The organism is Roseicyclus sp., assembly GCF_052168335.1.
Taxonomy (GTDB): Bacteria; Pseudomonadota; Alphaproteobacteria; order Rhodobacterales; family Rhodobacteraceae; genus Roseibacterium.
In genome coordinates this window covers 1-1,529 of sequence record NZ_JBQLZP010000547.1, presented here as the reverse complement: position 1 = coordinate 1,529, position 1,529 = coordinate 1, and the positions used below count along the sequence as shown (strand labels likewise).

Sequence of the window (1,529 nt, the reverse complement as noted above, 5' to 3'; positions counted from 1 at the left end):
CCCCTTCATCTTTCCTCAAATACGCCGGGGAGCGCGAGGGGCAGCGCCCCTCGCCCCGGTCGGCGCCGTAGGCGCCGAGGAAAGAAACTCTGTCGGCGCCGTAGGCGCCGAGGAAAAAAGCCTGTCGGCGCCGTACGCGCCGAGGAAAAAACGCTGTCGGCGCCGTAGGCGTCGAATTGGGCTCCCGGCGCCGAAGGCGTCGAATTCAATGTCCTTCGGCGCGAAAGGCTGCGATCGCGTCGCGCTGGCGGGATGTCCCGCCCCGGCCTCTGCCGCCGCCGGTCAGCCGGGCGGCCGGTCCCCCGTCGCCTCGCGGAAATGGCGGCGGCAGAGCGACACGTAGCGGTCGTTGCCGCCCACCTCGATCTGCGCGCCCTCGGTCAGCGCGCGGCCCTCCGCGTCCACGCGGATGACCATCGTGGCCTTCCTTCCGCAATGGCAGATCGTGCGCACCTCGCGCATCTCGTCGGCGAGCGCCAGGAGCGCGGCCGAGCCCGGAAAGAGCTCGCCCCGGAAATCGACCCGCAGGCCGTAGCACATGACCGGCACGTCGAGGTCGTCCACCACGCGGGCGAGCTGCCAGACCTGCTCGCGCGTCATCCACTGCGCCTCGTCCACCAGCACGCAGGCGCAGGGCCCCTCTGCCAGCCGCGCCGCGATCTTCGCGAAGAGGTCGTCGGACTGCTTGTAGGTGTCCGCCTCGGCGGCGATGCCGATGCGGCTCCCGATCTTCCCCATGCCCGCGCGGTCGTCGAAACGCGCGGTCAGCAGGTAGGTCTGCATGCCCCGCTCGATGTAGTTGTAGGACGCCTGCAGAAGCAGGGTCGATTTCCCCGCGTTCATGGTGGAGTAGTGGAAATGGAGCTTGGCCATGGCCCGGGTTCTGCCGCAGGGGAGCGGCGTGGGCAAGATCGGAGCGGAGACGGGGATGACCGACGCGGCACGAACCTACCTGAAACGGCACACCGAACGGCTGATTAAGGATGTCGGCTTCGCCGCGGCCTGCGAGCTCACGGGCCGCTCGAAGGCCACGCTCGGGCGCTACTTCTCCGACGACGACGGCCATTCCGACCGCTTCATGCCCATCGACGCCGTGGCCGCGCTCGAGGCCGCCGCCTCCTTCCCGCACGTCACCGTGGCGCTGGCCGAGCTGAACGGCGGGCAGGTCGCCTACGGTCCCCGCCGCAACGCCGAGCGCGAGGGCGGGGTCAACGGCGAGGTCATCGTGCTGAGCCAGCGCTTCGCGATCCTGATGGCCGAGTATCACCGCGCGATCGAGGACGGCGTGATCTCGGTCAACGAGGCGCGACGGCTCCTGGCCGAGGTGCTCGAATTGCAGCGGGTGCTGATGGAGATGAAGCTGAAGCTCGAGGCGGAAGGGCGGTAGCCGTGCGCGGCGCGTGAGCGGAGGGGACGGCGGGACAAGGCCCGCCCTGCGGTTGGGGCACGTTTGGGTCGGCGGGTGGGGCGGCGGGACAAGTCCCGCCGGGCGCCTTATGGCGGGACAAGTCCCGCCCTACGGTCGGGGT

At 70.0% G+C, this 1,529-nt stretch carries 2 protein-coding genes; one reads left to right on the top strand and one right to left on the bottom strand.

The genetic code is table 11. The features are described from left to right. Nucleotides 1–282 precede the first annotated feature (282 nt). Entirely contained in the window at nt 283–873 is a 591-nt protein-coding gene (locus tag ACTS11_RS16685) for a thymidine kinase (protein ID WP_442641424.1), read from the bottom strand. A 55-nt stretch (nt 874–928) separates the two neighbouring features. Between ACTS11_RS16685 and ACTS11_RS16680 the strand changes: the two genes are divergently transcribed. Beyond that, nucleotides 929–1,387, top strand: coding sequence for a hypothetical protein (locus ACTS11_RS16680; RefSeq protein WP_442641425.1), 459 nt, complete (start codon nt 929–931; stop codon nt 1,385–1,387). Nucleotides 1,388–1,529 lie beyond the last annotated feature (142 nt).